The 13,373-nt window shown below is 72.0% G+C and carries 14 protein-coding genes; 7 read left to right on the plus strand and 7 right to left on the minus strand.

The annotated features are described in order from the left end of the window. Positions 1–100: 100 nt before the first annotated feature. The 4 genes from IEY95_RS17570 to IEY95_RS17585 all read left to right on the plus strand — a co-directional run bounded on the left by IEY95_RS17570 (position 101) and on the right by IEY95_RS17585 (position 3,375). Positions 101–589: a cupin domain-containing protein gene (locus IEY95_RS17570; protein ID WP_189186984.1), complete on the plus strand. Its 489-nt coding sequence runs from the start codon at positions 101–103 to the stop codon at positions 587–589. Next, entirely contained in the window at positions 586–1,386 is an 801-nt protein-coding gene (locus IEY95_RS17575; RefSeq protein WP_189186985.1) for an alpha/beta fold hydrolase, read from the plus strand. Before IEY95_RS17570 ends, IEY95_RS17575 begins: the two co-directional genes overlap by 4 nt. A gap of 296 nt (positions 1,387–1,682) precedes the next feature. After that, positions 1,683–2,507, plus strand: coding sequence for an SCO2400 family protein (locus IEY95_RS17580; protein ID WP_229703151.1), 825 nt, complete (start codon positions 1,683–1,685; stop codon positions 2,505–2,507). 184 nt (positions 2,508–2,691) lie between these two features. Then, a complete protein-coding gene (locus tag IEY95_RS17585) occupies positions 2,692–3,375 on the plus strand; it encodes a DUF899 family protein (protein WP_189186987.1) in 684 nt (227 codons plus the stop codon). 49 nt (positions 3,376–3,424) lie between these two features. Here IEY95_RS17585 and IEY95_RS17590 read toward each other — a convergent pair whose 3' ends face one another. Next, complete coding sequence (locus IEY95_RS17590; RefSeq protein WP_189186988.1) at positions 3,425–4,165, minus strand: GntR family transcriptional regulator; 741 nt, start codon at positions 4,163–4,165, stop codon at positions 3,425–3,427. An 80-nt stretch (positions 4,166–4,245) separates the two neighbouring features. Between IEY95_RS17590 and IEY95_RS17595 the strand changes: the two genes are divergently transcribed. After that, positions 4,246–5,355 (plus strand): DUF1152 domain-containing protein, encoded by a 1,110-nt coding sequence (locus IEY95_RS17595; RefSeq protein WP_268240477.1) that lies wholly within the window; start codon positions 4,246–4,248, stop codon positions 5,353–5,355. 102 nt (positions 5,356–5,457) lie between these two features. Here IEY95_RS17595 and IEY95_RS17600 read toward each other — a convergent pair whose 3' ends face one another. Beyond that, positions 5,458–5,970, minus strand: coding sequence for a PadR family transcriptional regulator (locus IEY95_RS17600; RefSeq protein WP_189186989.1), 513 nt, complete (start codon positions 5,968–5,970; stop codon positions 5,458–5,460). A 103-nt stretch (positions 5,971–6,073) separates the two neighbouring features. On the opposite strand from IEY95_RS17600, the gene IEY95_RS17605 reads away from it, so the two are divergent. Next, on the plus strand, positions 6,074–6,634 hold the full coding sequence (locus IEY95_RS17605; protein ID WP_189186990.1) for a hypothetical protein: 561 nt from the start codon (positions 6,074–6,076) through the stop codon (positions 6,632–6,634). A gap of 175 nt (positions 6,635–6,809) precedes the next feature. Here the strand turns inward: IEY95_RS17605 and IEY95_RS17610 are convergent, their stop codons facing one another. The 4 genes from IEY95_RS17610 to IEY95_RS17625 all read right to left on the minus strand — a co-directional run bounded on the left by IEY95_RS17610 (position 6,810) and on the right by IEY95_RS17625 (position 10,827). Continuing rightward, the gene (locus IEY95_RS17610; protein WP_229703155.1) at positions 6,810–7,955 is read right to left on the minus strand and encodes a putative hexosyltransferase; all 1,146 of its coding nucleotides are present in this window, start codon (positions 7,953–7,955) and stop codon (positions 6,810–6,812) included. Between the two features lie 341 nt (positions 7,956–8,296). Beyond that, a complete protein-coding gene (locus IEY95_RS17615; protein ID WP_189187349.1) occupies positions 8,297–9,526 on the minus strand; it encodes a bifunctional glycosyltransferase family 2/GtrA family protein in 1,230 nt (409 codons plus the stop codon). Between the two features lie 253 nt (positions 9,527–9,779). Continuing rightward, positions 9,780–10,310: a hypothetical protein gene (locus IEY95_RS17620; RefSeq protein ID WP_189186991.1), complete on the minus strand. Its 531-nt coding sequence runs from the start codon at positions 10,308–10,310 to the stop codon at positions 9,780–9,782. 10 nt (positions 10,311–10,320) lie between these two features. Beyond that, entirely contained in the window at positions 10,321–10,827 is a 507-nt protein-coding gene (locus IEY95_RS17625; RefSeq protein WP_189186992.1) for a SigE family RNA polymerase sigma factor, read from the minus strand. 281 nt (positions 10,828–11,108) lie between these two features. Here IEY95_RS17625 and IEY95_RS17630 point away from each other — a divergent pair, with 281 nt between their 5' ends. After that, positions 11,109–12,104 carry an NAD-dependent epimerase/dehydratase family protein gene (locus tag IEY95_RS17630; protein ID WP_189186993.1) on the plus strand — a complete coding sequence of 332 codons (996 nt, stop codon included), beginning with the start codon at positions 11,109–11,111 and terminating at the stop codon, positions 12,102–12,104. A gap of 145 nt (positions 12,105–12,249) precedes the next feature. Here IEY95_RS17630 and IEY95_RS17635 read toward each other — a convergent pair whose 3' ends face one another. Then, a complete protein-coding gene (locus tag IEY95_RS17635) occupies positions 12,250–13,362 on the minus strand; it encodes a sensor histidine kinase (RefSeq protein WP_189186994.1) in 1,113 nt (370 codons plus the stop codon). Between the last annotated feature and the right edge of the window lie 11 nt (positions 13,363–13,373).

The raw sequence follows: 13,373 nt of genomic DNA on the forward strand, positions 1-13,373 counted from the left end.
GGCACTTTACCACTGCCGGCTCTCGTCATGAGAGTTCACTTGCATAACAAGGGCGTCCTCCCTATGGTCATGAGAGCGAACTCTCACGAAGGAGGCGGCAATGAGCGAGGTTTCCGTGGTCGGCCCCGACGGCGGCGAGACCATCCGTCTCGGCCCGGCCCAGATGCGCATCCTCGAGGACGGCAGCACGACCGGACACCGGATCGGGATCGGTGAGATCACCCTCGCCCCGCACGCCGAGGGCCCGCCACAGCACCGTCACGCCCAGCACGACGAGGGCTTCTACGTCGTCTCCGGCACCGTGCACTTCACCATCGGGGACACCACGCACATCGCCCCGGCCGGCACGCTCGCGATGATCCCGCCCGGCGCCCCGCACACCTTCGCCAACCCCGGCGACGAACCGGCGGTGATGGTCAACACCTTCACGCCCGACCTGTACGTGCAGTACTTCCGCGACCTGCGGGACATGATCGCCGGCGGTCAGGAGCTGAACGCCGAGTCGACCGTCGAGGTCATGAGCCGCTACGCCACCGTTCCCGCCACCGACTTCGCCCGACCGGCCGACTCCCCCAAGGAATCACCATGACCAGCACCGTCCGCACCCTCAGCCTCCCCTCCGGCGACCTCGACGTCACCGTCGACGACCAGGGGCAGGGTCACCCCTTCCTTCTGCTGCACGGCGGCGGCGGTCCCCAGACCGTCGCGCCGTTCGCCGGACTGCTCGCCGCACAGCGGCCGGCCAGGGTCATCACCCCCGTCCACCCGGGCTTCGGCGGCACGGCCCGGCCCCACTGGCTGACCGACGTCCCCACCCTCGCCCAGGCCTACGTACGACTGCTCGACGACCTCGGCGTCACGGACGTCACCGTCGTCGGCAACTCCATCGGCGGCTGGATCGCCGCCGAAATCGCCCTGCTCGGCAGCGACCGGATCAGCGGCGTCGTCCTCGTCGACGCCGCCGGCATCAAGGTCCCCGGCCACCCCGTCGCCGACCCCTTCTCCCTCACCCCCGCCGAGCTGTCGCGGCTCGCCTTCCACGACCCCACGAAGTTCGCCGTCGACCCCGCCACCCTTCCGGAGGCCGCCCGCGCGGTGATGGCCGCCAACCGCGCCGCCCTCCAGGTCTATTCGGGGCCGTACGTCATGGAGGACCCCACCCTTCGCGAGCGTCTGGCCAAGGTCACGCACCCGGCCCTCGTCGTGTGGGGCGAGAGTGACGAGGTCGTCGACGCCGCGTACGGGCGTGCGTACGCGGCGGCCATCCCGGAGGCCCGGTTCGAGCTGCTCCACGAGACCGGCCACATGCCGCAGATCGAGACGCCCGGGCAACTCCTCGCCGTGGTCCGGGACTTCACCGACTCCCACGCCCCGAACCGGCTCTGAGGGGAAGCGTCCCGTGTCCCGGCCCCGCGGCGGCCGACGGACGTCGGTCCTGGCCGTCTGCTGTCCGAGCGTCCTGCTCGTCAGCCTTCGCACACGCGATCCCCTCAGGGGATTCGTGCAGGAGCATCACACAGACTGCACACAGTCTTGCGAAAGACTCGTTAGGTTGCTGGCCGTTCGATCCCACGTGCGAACGTGATCAGGTCGCGGCCCGATGGGGGCGACGGCACGTCAACTCAGGAAGACCGCAGATGGACTACTGCTCCTCGTGTCGTCGGCATCTCAATGGCGCCTTGGTGTGCCCCGGGTGCGGCGCCTACGCTCCGGACATCGCTCCGGTCGCGGCCGACGGCCGCACCGTCCCCGCCCGGCCCGCGCAAGCGACGACGGGCGCGGCGGCCGCGTGGGACTACACGACCTCCGAGGCGTGGCACGACGGCCGTCCTCGTCACGGGACAACAGGTCTTCGTGCCGGGGCGACGGCGCTCGGGGGCGGCATGGACGAGGTCGCACAGGCCGGCCCGTCCGGGGATCTCAAGGACGTACCCCCCGCGCCGCAGGGGCGAGCGGCACGGCGTCGCCAGCGGGCCCGCTGGAAGAAGAACCAGCGCCGGGCCGTGGTGGCGACTGCCGTCGCACTCGTCGGAGGCGGTCTGACCGTTGCCGCGATGGACCGGCAGTCCGGCGACCGGGCACAGGCGGCCACGGCGCCGGAGCTCCCGAGCACGGTCACCGCGGACGAACCGACCTCGCAGCACACCCGTCCGGCGGAGGCACGGCCCGGCACTCACCGGTCCTCGTCCACTGCCCCCTCGCAGTCGCCCGCGACCAACCTCCCGCGCGCGCAGTCCACAGCCGCCCTGCCCAACGCCACTCCGCCGAGCGCTCGGCCGGCCGCCACCGCCACTCCTCATACGTCCCGTACGACGGCGACGGTGGCCCCGCAGCAGCCGACCGCGTCCCCCTCCTCCGTCGGAACGGTCCCCGAGCACGGCGGCACGGCGGCGCAGCAGACGTCCGCGCCCGCTGCCGGCACGGACTCGGGAACGTCGCAGACCGCCCCCACGCCGGCGGCGACGTCGCCGTCGGAGATCTGCCTGCTGGTGGTGTGCATCGGCTGACCGGGCCGAGCCACGCCTCCCCTCCCCGTCGCACTCCCCGTTCCGTCGCACTCCCCATTCCGTCGTGCTCGGCTCTGCGGACCGTGCGCGGCGGCCCTAGGCTTGAAGAACCGGTTCGGGGACGCGGGAGCCGGGGCCCCGGACCGGGGGCGGGAGCGGGGGAAGGCCACTCCAGGAGGACGCGATGCTGCGGCACACCCGACTGGCCGGGGAATCGGCGGACTATCTCGCAGCCCGCGAAGAGCTGCGCCTGGCCGAGATCGAGCTCATGCGCCGACGCGAGCGGGTCGCGGCCCTGCGACGGGCGCTCCCGCAGGGGCCGCCCGTCGACGACTACGCCTTCGTCGAGGGCCCCGCCGACCTCGACGCCGGCGACGCACCGGTCGGCGAGACCACCCTGAGCGAGCTGTTCACCGCCCCGGACCGCCCGCTGATCGTCTACCACTTCATGTACGGCAAGCTGCAGACCTCCCCCTGCCCGATGTGCACCCTGTGGATCGACGGCTTCAACGGCATCGCCCACCACGTCGAGCGCAACGCCGACTTCGTCATCGCCGCGGCCGCCGACCCGCCCGCCCTGCGGCAGCACGCCCGCAACCGCGGCTGGCACCGGCTACGGCTCCTGAGCTGCGGCGACAGCACGTTCAAGTACGACCTGGGCAGCGAGGACAAGGACGGCGAACAGGACTCCACCCTCTCCGTCTTCACCCGCGACGGCGACGGCACGGTCCGCCACTTCTACTCCGCACACCCACGCATGGCCGACGACATCGACCAGCGCGGCATCGACCTCCTGGCCCCCGTCTGGCACCTCCTCGACCTGACCCCGCAGGGCCGCGGCGACTGGTACCCGAACCTCGACTACTGACGCCCCGCGCCGGCCGCCGCTCACTGCGACACGTAGCGGGCGCGACGTGCTATCCGATCGGATAACCCTGCTCGAACGCCCAACGGCCCGGCGGGTACGTCGCTTCGGCGAACTCCAAGGGGCGGTCCCGCGTGTCATGGACGACGTGATGGACGATCAGGACAGGTGCTCCGGGCTCGAGTTCGAGGTCGACCGCGTCGCCCTCCGTCGCCGGGCGCGCGCACAACCGGTCCTCGGCATGGCTTCCTTGACGGCCCGTCAAGCTCTCGACGTACAGGAGCGTCCCCTCCTGAATCCGGTCGAGCTGATGGAGCCTCGGGGCCCGCTCTCCGACATCGGAGGCGAACCAGGACGTGGAGACCGCGATCGGCCCCGACTCGTTCCTGGTCACCCGGCGCCGGTGGACAGCCCTGGTTCCGGGCGTCAGGCCCAGCGCCTCGGTAACGTGGTCGGGAGCCGGCAGCCAGCCGGCCGAGGTGATCACCGCGTACTCGCCCGGCGGATGGATCCTGCCGGTCCGCCTGGCCCGGCCGTAGAACTCCCGGGCACGCCGGTTCGCGGCGACCGGGCGCACATAGGTGCCCGATCCCTGGCGCTTCTCGACCAGCCCCTGCTGACGCAAGGCCTCCAGCGACCGAGCGGCCGTCGGCCGTGACACGCTCCAGTCGGCCGCCAATCGGCGTTCCGAGGGAACCTCGTCGCCGGGCCGCAGGTCGCCCCGGAGAATCTGCTCGCGAATGTAGTGCGCGATCTGCAGGTATTTGGGCCGGGTCTCTTCGATCTGCGGCATCGGAGCCCCTTCCCAAGTGGCTATGGCCACTGGCCACTATACGGTGAGTGGCCAGTGCGCGAGCCCGTACGCTGACGAGGGTGACGCGCTTGATCGTGGCAGCCGGAGGCGGGGGCGACGCCGTCGCCGCCTCGATGCTCTACGCGGCCCTCTACGCAGGCCGCGGCGGTCCGGCGCTGGTCCTCACCTACGCGTGGGACCGCCAGCTGATCGATCCGGTGCCGGGGCCACGAGGCCCTGACCACTTCACCGGTCTCAGACCCATGACGCGAAGCGTGCGGACCGTCCCCGCCGAGGCGAAGCCGATCGCTCCGGCGGGCTCGACGCTCCCCCGCCTGGCGGCCGAGCAGCCGCACACCTTCGCCCTGCTCGATCCGCTGCACGGCGCCGAGGGCATCACGCGGCAACTGGAAGAGCTCATCCAGCTCCTGGATCCCGAGTCCATCGACCTCCTGGACGTCGGCGGCGACATCCTCGCCCGGGGTGACGAGCCCACCCTTCGCAGCCCTCTCGCCGACGCCCTCACTCTGGCCGCATGCTGCCAAGTCAACGCATCCGTGCGGCTCTTGATCGCCGGTCCCGGGCTGGACGGCGAACTCCCGGCCGTGGAGCTGCGCGACCGCATGGGCCCGGCGGTCCTGACACTCACGGCCGAGGATGTCGAACCGGTCGGCTCGGTGCTGGAGTGGCACCCGTCCGAGGCGGCGGCCATGCTGGCGGCCACGGCCCGTGGAGTCCGCGGCCTGTGCGAAGTCAGGGACGTCGGCCTGCCGGTCCCGCTCACCGACGAAGGCCCCACCGTCCACGAAGCGGACCTGGACGAGGCCCTCAATCGCAACGAACTCGCCCGCGCCCTCCTCGAGACGGAGAGCCTTGAGGAGGCCGAACAGGCCAGCCGCGACGTCTGCGGTTACTCGGAGATCGACTACGAGCGAAACAGGGCCGGCCGGCTCGGGAGCCGGCCGGAACAGCGGCTCGACCCGGACAGCACGCTCCGTCTGCTCGACCGGCTCGAGGCCGAGGCCCGCGCCCGATGCATCACACACATGACGTTCCGCAGGATCACCGAGGCACTCGGCCTCGGCGACGAGCGGCGCCAGGACCTCAGGGCGCTCCTGTTGAGCAGCCGTCCGGAGCAGTACGCGGCGCCGCTGTGGCGCATCGCGTCGGACCGTCGGGGCAGCACCTGACGGACCGCCGGCCTCCCACGAACTCCCTTGCCGAGCAAACGAGTTCGGCGGCCCTTGGCCACCTGCGGCACCATCACGGCCGGAATCGTCCGCGGTTGGCCCCTACTTGATCTGTCCGGCCGCCCACTCGGCCCACTCGCGGCGCATGGCGTTGAACCGCAGGCCGTACTCCAGGGCGATCCGGCCGTAGACCGAGAGGTCGTCGTCGTCCCAGTCGACCGACTCCATCAGCCGGCGCAGGTTCTCATAACCCTGGTCGGACATCTCGATCAGCTCGGCCAGGTAGCCCCGCGCCTGCTCCGGCGTCAGCACCCCGAGGAAGAACACCCGCAGCAGAACATCGCTGCGGGTGTTCCGCTGCGGCCTGGTCTCGGTCAGCCAGTGCCGCAGCTCGGCCAGCCCCTCGTCGGTGATGGCGTACTCCTTGCGGCCCCGCGGACCTTCGGCCGCCACCGTGATCAGCCCTGTGCCGTCCAGCTTGGTCAGCTCGGTGTAGATCTGACTCTGGGTCGCCGGCCAGACGTTGGCCAGCGATGTCTCGAAGAGTTTCAGCAGGTCGTACCCGCTCGCGGGGCGATCGGAGAGGAGGCCCAGCAGTGCATGTCGGAGGCTCATGTTCGCACTCTACATTCCAGTCTTGACATGTCACCACTGCACATTCTACTTTTGACATGTCAGCAGCGGAATCACGAGCGAAACCCCCGAAACCGGAGACCTCATGTCCTACCTGCGCACCTTCCTCCCGTGGATCATCTTCGCCGTGCTGCCCTCGGGGAGCTGGCAGTGGGCCGCGCTGGCCGCCCTGGTGGTCGCGGTGGCGGTGATCGCCCAGCAGGTACGAGCCGGTGTCGGATTCGACGCGCTGATCATCGAGCTCGGCTCGGCGGTCTTCTTCGCCGCCCTGGCCGTCATCGCCTTCGCCGATCCGCACTCCGGCCTGCACGACTACTCCGCGGCCCTCTCCTCCGGCACGCTGGCGGTCATAGCCGGGGGCTCGCTGGCCATCGGCAAGCCGTTCACGATGGGCATAGCCAAGCGCACCACCCCGCGCGAGGTCTGGGGGCTCAAGCCGTTCATCCGGACCAACGTCGTCATCACCGCCGCATGGACGGTGGCCTTTGCCCTGACCGCCCTTGTGCTCGCCGTCGTCGCACACGCCGGAAACGCCCACTCGACCCCCGCCACGCTCATCCAGATCGCCGGCTTCGCCCTCCCGATGATCTTCACCGTCCGCTACGTCGCCCACGTCCAGGCCAAGGCGGCGAAGGTCGCCCCCTGACCCCACCGCGCCTCGAGAGCCACGCCCGGGCCGGCCTCCGAGGCCGGCCGAGTTCCGCTCTCGTCACCCCTGTCTCCATCGAAGCCCCAGGCCGACGGCCTGGGGCTTGCGCAGGTGCGGCCTACGTCGGGCGTTCCTCCGGCCGGGTGAGCCGCAGAACCGGCCCAACCGGCCTCTAAGGGACGCCGAGTTCGAAGAGCGCGTAGCCCGCGTACGAGCCCGAGGCCACCGCGGCGACGGCGAGCAGCGTGAATTGCGTGGGCAGTCGCAGGCCACGCATCTGCAGGGCGAGCGGGATGAAGAGGGGGAAGGCGGGGAGCAGGTAGCGGGAGACGTTGCCGAAGATCTGCCGGCTGCCGAGGACCAGGGCGATGGTCAGGAGGGTGTGGACCACCAGGACGGCCGGGGGGCGCAGGCGGATCAGGAGGGGAAGCAGCAGCAGGCACAGGAGGACGACGGCTACGCCGATGAGGTCTTCGAAGGGGAAAGCGAAGAGGTAGTCGAAGTGGCCCACCGGGACGGAGGTGAGCACGTCGAGAGTGTGGCTGCCGTAGTCGAAGGTGTGCGCCCAGGCCCCGGTCTGGAGCTTGAAGTAGCCGCCGTAGTCGCCCATTCGGTGGCCCACCCAGAGCAGGTAGCCCACCAGGCCGAGCGGGGCGATCAGTATCGCGATCAGCGGGCGGACCATGCCGTCCCGGCGGCGGTGGCGGTGGAGTGCCGACAGCGCGGCCAGCGTCAGGGCGGCGATCAGCGCGACGGCGGTGGGGCGATTGAGTCCGGCGGTGAAGGTGAGGACGCCCGCGGTGAGCCAGCGGTGGGTCATGACGGCGTGGCAGGCCCAGACGGCGAGGGCGACGTAGAGGGACTCCGAGTAGACCGACCACTCCATGCCGGAGCCGGGCCAGACCGCCCACAGTCCGGCCGCGGCCAGCCCGGCCCGCCTGCCGCCGAACCGGGCGGTGACGGCGTAGACGCCGAGCGCGGCGACGAAGGAGGCGACGACGGAGACCAGCATGCCGGCGCCGTACGGACCGAGGCCGGTGCACTCGGAGACCAGGCGCATCGCCGCCGGGTAGAGCGGGAAGAACGCCGCCGAGTTGCCCTCGAGGGTGATCAGGCCCTTCGCCCCGGGAACCGGGACGAGCGCGGGATGGTATCCGTGCGCGGCGATCTGCTGGTACCACCAGCCGTCCCACGTGGCCAGTACGTCCCAGGGGTGGGCGCCGCCGCCGAAGCGCGGGTGCTTGGTGCGGTAGTCCCCGGCGGAGTGCAGCAGGTACATGAAGACGGAGAAGCCGATGAGCTTCAGTGCGCCGTACATCGCGAGGACGGGGCCGTAGTGCCGCGCGGCCCGGCGCAGCCGCTCCTGCCTGGTGGGGGCTGCGGCGGAGAACCCGGGAAGACCGGCGTCCGGACGAGCCGCCGGCTTCGCGTGGCTCATCGCCGCTTGGCCTGTCGTCGCGTGGCTCATTGCCGCTTGGCCTGTCGTCGCGTGGATCGCAGTCGCGTGGCCTCTCGCCGCGTGGCTCGCCGTCGCGTGGCTCGCCGTCGCGTGGCTCGCCGTCGCGTGGCTCGCCGTCGCGTGGCTCGCCGTCGCGTGGCTCGCCGTCGCGTGGCTCGCCGTCCCGTGGCTCGTCGTCCCGTGGTTCGGCGTCGTGTGGTTCATGAGGCCGTCGGTCCCGTCCCGCGGCGGCGGGTGCGGCGGGCGGGGAAGACCCAGGCCCGGAAGAGCAGAAAGCGCAGGAGTGTCGCGGCCAGGTTGGCGGCGACGAGCACCGCGACTTCGGTGAGGCGCGCAGCCCCGGGCGCCACGTGGTGCAGGGCGGCGAGTGACCCGCCGGTGAGTGCCAGGCCGACCACGAAGACGAGCAGCCCCTTGGCCTGGTGGCGCATCGCACCGCCACGGCCGCGCAGCCCGAAGGTGAGCCGCCGGTTCGCGGCCGTGTTGGCGACGGCGCACACCAGCAGCGCCAGCGCGTTGGCGGCCTGCGGCCCGGCCGCCGGGCGCAGCGCCGCGTACAGCAGGACGTATCCGACGGTGCTCACCGCTCCCACGGCGGCGAAGCGCAGCAGCTGGCCCGCCAGGCCGCCCCGCGACTCACCGGCCGCGCTCCGGCGCAGCCCGGCCATCGGGAGCGTGCCGCGGGCCAGTGCCCGGCCGATCCTGGCGATGCCGCGCAGGTCGGCCAGTGCCGTGGACAGGATGTCGACGCGGCTGTCGGGGTCGTCCACCCAGTCGACCGGGACTTCGTGTATGCGCAGCCCGGCCCGCTCGGCGATCACCAGCAGCTCGGTGTCGAAGAACCACCCCGAGTCCTCCACCAGGGGCAGCAGCCGCTCGGCGACATCGCGCCGCACCGCCTTGAAACCGCACTGCGCGTCGGAGAAGCCCACGGCGAGCGTGGAGCGCAACAGGACGTTGTAGCAGCGGGAGATGACCTCGCGCTTGGGGCCGCGCACCACGCGGGAGCCGCGGGCCAGTCGGGTGCCGATGGCGATGTCGGAATGCCCGGAGATCAGCGGGGCGACCAGCGGCAGCAGCGCCGAAAGGTCGGTCGACAGGTCCACGTCCACATACGCGAGTACCGGGGCCGGCGAACGCGACCAGGCAGTGTGCAGCGCCCGGCCCCGTCCCTTCTCGGCCAGCCGCAGCCACTCCGTCTCGGGGAGCTCGGCGGCCAGCCGGGCCGCGATGCGCGGGGTTTCGTCGGTGCTGGCGTTGTCGGCGACGGTGATCCGGAACGGGTAGGGGAAGGTCTCGCGCAGGTGCGCGTGGAGCCGCCGCACGCTCGGCTCCAGATCCCTCTCCTCGTTGAACACCGGAACGACCACGTCCAGGACGGGCTCCCGGTGGTGCGCCGGCACCGGTGTGCGGAGCGGCAGTTGGTCCATGAGGTCGTCCACCACGGAGTCCGTCAAGGCGATCAGCCCTGCATTTGTCACGATGCGTCCATGTCTGTGTTCTGTCGCAGGGCATGCCGAAGTCACCCACGGCAGGGTGCGATCAGGGGCAGATGTCAGGTGCCGGGTACCAGGAGTCAGGGGTCAGGGGTCAGGTGCCAGGGGTCAGGTGCCAGGGGTCAGGTGTCAGGGTTCAGGGGTGGCAAGTCGCGGGTCGCCGGTCGGGGACGCGGCGCCGCATCCGCTACCCGGGGGCGGCGGAGTCGGCGAGCGAGGACGACTCGACGGTCGAGGGTGTGGTCGACGGCGTGGCCGGTGCGCTCGGCGTCTCCGAGGACGAGGGCGGCGGCGTCCTGGTCGGGGTCATGGTCGGGTCCGCGGACACCGTGACCGAACTCCCGGTCGCGGTCGGTGTCGTGGGCGGGCCGGAGGTCGAGTCGGCGGTCCCGGCCGTGGTCGTGGTCGTGGGGGACGAGGTGGTGGTCTCGCTCGGGGACGCGTCCGGCGTCGGCGTCGTACCCGGGTACGACGGGCTCGTCGCGGGCCGTGGAAGGGGAGCCTGGGGCCTGTCCTTGGCGGGGTCGTGGGGCAGCAGGAAGAAGCCGACGCCGAGTCCGGCGACCGCCAGGACGGAGCCGACGGCCTTCTGCGCCGCGCGGGCACGGCGGCGGGCCCGTACGCCCGCCCGGAGACGCGTCCGGTGCTTCGGCTCGAAGGGGGTGTGTTCCTGGGTGTCGCGCATCAGCCGCGCCAACTCCCGCTCGAAGTGATCCATGGACTCCCCTTCACCCCACCGGCTCGATGACATCGGCCAGGATCCGACGCAGCCGCGCAACGCCCCGTGACGCATGGGATCGAGCGGTGCCCACCGGGCACCCCAGCGCCTCAGCGACCTGCTTCTCGGGCAGGTCCTGGTAGTAGCGCAGCACCACCGCGGCCCGCTGCCGCGCCGGCAACTGGGCCAGCGCGGCCTCCAGTCGCGAGCGCTCCACCACGGCGGCGGACACATCGCCCGCCTCCGGCAGGTCGGGGAGCTGTTCGACCGGGCGCTCACCCCACCAGCGCCGGCGGGCCGAGCGTGCCGCCGCTCGGGCCAGGACCTTGCGTACGTACGCCTCCGGCGCCTCCTCGGCGATCTTGGGCCAGACGAACCAGAGTTTGACCAGGGCCTCCTGAAGCAGGTCCTCGGCCCGGTGCCGGTCGCCGCCGACGAGCAACCGGGCGAGGTGGAACAAGGCGGACCAACGGGCCGCCACGAACCCGTCGAACCCATCGGCCCGTTCCTGCTCCATCCGCACCGTCCCCGTTCTCGCCGGCTCCCTGCACCGGCTCCCTCCACAAGGGGAAAGACACTGGAGCCCCCGCCACGATGCACTCCGCCGCTGTGATCCGGGTCACGCACGGGCTCGGCCGAGGTCTGTCACCGGCTCAGCGGTGGTCGGGGTTCGGGGACGGCGACGCCGCCATGGCGGGCTCTCTCGACGGCAGACAGTTCGGGACACTTCTTACGGCTCCATGACGTGCCCGGCGCCGCTCTGCCGTACGGCGCGCCCGGGGCCCTAGCGTTCGGCTCATGCGCGTACTGGTCACCGGCGGTGCCGGGTTCATCGGGTCCCATGTCGTCGAGGCGCTGGCCGGGCGGGGGCACGAGCCGGTCGTGTTCGACCTGCGCGACGGTCTGGACGTGCGCGATGCCGGGGCGGTCGCGGCAGCGCTGCCCGGAGTGGACGCCGTGTGCCATCAGGCGGCGATGGTGGGGTTGGGGACGGGATTCGGCGACGCGGTCGAGTACGTCTCGCGCAACGACCTCGGTACGGCGGTGCTGCTCACCGCCATGGCCGACGCGGGCGTACGGCGGCTCGTGCTCGCCGGGTCGATGGTGGTGTACGGCGAAGGACGGTACGAGTGCGCAGGGCACGGGGTGGTGCGACCTGGGCCCCGGGCGGTCGAGGATCTGGACGCGGGGCGTTTCGAGCCCCGGTGCCCCCGGTGCGGTGAGGAACTGACGCCGGGTCTGGTGGGCGAGGACACCCCGGTCGACCCCCGGAATGTGTACGCGACGACCAAACTGGCCCAGGAGCATCTGGCGGCGGCCTGGGCCCGGTCGACGGGCGGCGGCGCCGTGTCGCTGCGCTACCACAACGTGTACGGGCCGGGGATGCCCCGCGACACCCCGTACGCCGGCGTCGCCTCCTTCTTCAGGTCCGCGCTCGCCCGGGGCGAGGCCCCGCGCGTCTTCGAGGACGGCGGGCAACGGCGGGACTTCGTGCACGTACGCGATGTGGCGGCAGCCAACGTGGCCGCGCTGGAGGCGAGTGCGCGCGAGGGTGCGCTCATCGCCTACAACACCGGCAGCGGCGAACCGCACACCGTCGGCGAGATGGCGCGTGTCCTGGCCGCGGCGTACGGCGGCCCTGAGCCCGTGGTGACCGGTGAGTACCGGCTGGGCGACGTGCGGCACATCACCGCGGACTCGGCTCGGCTGCGGACCGAGCTGGGGTGGAAGGCCGAGGTCGGATTCGCCGAGGGAATGCGGGAGTTCGCGGCGGCGCGGTTGAGCGGGGAGTAGCTGTTTTCGCCCCCTCCGCCCCTGCCCCCCTGCCCGTCCCTGCCCGTCCCTGCCCGTCCCTGCCCGTCCCTGCCCGTCCCTGCCTGGGGGCTGCGCCCCCAGACCCCCCTGAAAGATTGCGAAGTTCCCCGCGCCCCTGAAGCCCTCAGGCCCCGGCCATGGGGAGCGTGACCTCGAAGCGGCAGCCGCCGGGGACGTTGTGGACGGCGGCCTGGCCCTGGTGGGCCTCCACGATGCCGCGGACGATGGCGAGGCCCAGGCCCGCCCCGGCGGGAGGTGTGCGCGCGTGCGTACCTCGCCAGCCGGTGTCGAAGACGCGCGGAAGGTCCTCCTCGGGGATCCCCCCGCAGCCGTCGGTGACGGACAGGACGACCCCCTGGGACGAGCGTTCCGCCGCCACCGCGACCGTGCCGTCGGCAGGCGTACGCCGGATCGCGTTGACGAGCAGATTGCCCAGCACACGGCTCATTTCCTTCCCGTCGACCTCGACGGGAACCTGCTCGATCCGGTCGCCGACCAGCCGTACGCCGTGCTCGCGGGCCAAGGGGTCCACGCCCGCGAGGGCATCGCCCACCAGGTCGTACACGGAGATCCGGGAGGGGGAGAGAGCGAGGGTCCCGGCGTGTATGCGGGAGAGCTCGAACAGGTCGCCGACCATGTCGTTGAGGCGCTCGACCTCGGTGCGGATCTGGCGGAGATAGCGGTCGGGGTCGGCGGCGACGCCGTCTTCGAGGGCCTCGGACATGGCCCGGAGCCCCGCCAGGGGGGTGCGCAGGTCGTGCGAGATCCACGCGACGAGTTCACGGCGCGAGGTCTCCAGCGCACGTTCGCGGTCGCGGGACTCGGCGAGCTTCGCGCTGGTGGCTTGCAACTCCCGGGTCAGCGCGGTGAGTTCGGCCGTCGCCGGGCCGTCGGGAGCCGCGAAGTCGCCGCCGTCGCCGAAGGAACGGGCGGCCAGGGTGAGCGCCCGGCTGCGGGCGACCACCCAGCGGCCCAGCAGCAGCGCGGTGGCCAGCGAGACGACCGCCGCCATCGCGACGACCAGGGTGACGACGGTCAGGTCGTGCGAGGACAGGAACATCGCCCATGCCACGGCCAGCGTCCCCGCGAGCATCGCGGTGACGGCCACGGTGGCGACGACCGCGAGCGAAGCGGTCAGCGAGCGCCGCCGGATCAGCCAGAGCGCGCCCGCGCCGAGCAGCCCGGCCGCGGCGGCGCCGAGGAAGGCGAAGAGGGCGATGAGCAGCATGTCGCGCATGGTCAGACCGC

It is taken from the genome of Streptomyces albiflavescens (genome assembly GCF_014645835.1).
GTDB classification, from domain to species: Bacteria; Actinomycetota; Actinomycetes; order Streptomycetales; family Streptomycetaceae; genus Streptomyces; species Streptomyces albiflavescens.